Consider the following 517-nt stretch of genomic DNA (forward strand, 5'->3'; position numbering starts at 1 on the left):
GCGCTGATACGCCTCGTAGAGGATGTACAGCGCTACCCCAAACAGCAATAGCGCATTGAAAGCCGCCGCCAGAATTTCAAAACGGTAGTACCCGAACGTCCGCTGCTTGTCCGCCGGCCGCTTGCCGATCTGAATCGCTGCGAGCGCGATGGCCAGTGCTGCGGCATCCGTGAACATATGCGCGGCATCGGAGATCAGCGCCAAGCTCTTGGTCAAGATGCCGCCGACCAACTCGGCGACCAGAAAAGTGCTGGTCAGCGCGAGCGCGATCTTCAATGCACGCTCGTTCCCGGTTGCATGGCTGTGGTCATGTCCTGCGCCCATGGCGAAAGCTCCTTATGTAAGAGGCGCGGACCATCGAGGTCCGCGCCGGCGACTCCATCTCCGTTAGGCAGTCCGCGGTGCCATCTCGCCCGCACGCTCCGTCTCCTCGGCTTCGTCTTTGCGGTGTGCCAGGCGATAGAGGACCGGCAATACCAGCAGAGTCAGTGCCGTCGATGACAGAATCCCCCCAATG

1 protein-coding gene is annotated in these 517 nt (G+C 61.3%); it reads right to left on the reverse strand.

The window, feature by feature from the left end:
- A partial coding sequence (locus ACVA58_RS27775; protein ID WP_446513481.1) for a cation diffusion facilitator family transporter occupies positions 1-324 on the reverse strand: 324 nt, incomplete at its 3' end.
- Positions 325-517 lie beyond the last annotated feature (193 nt).

The sequence above is a fragment of the Photobacterium sp. DNB22_13_2 genome (assembly GCF_052873915.1).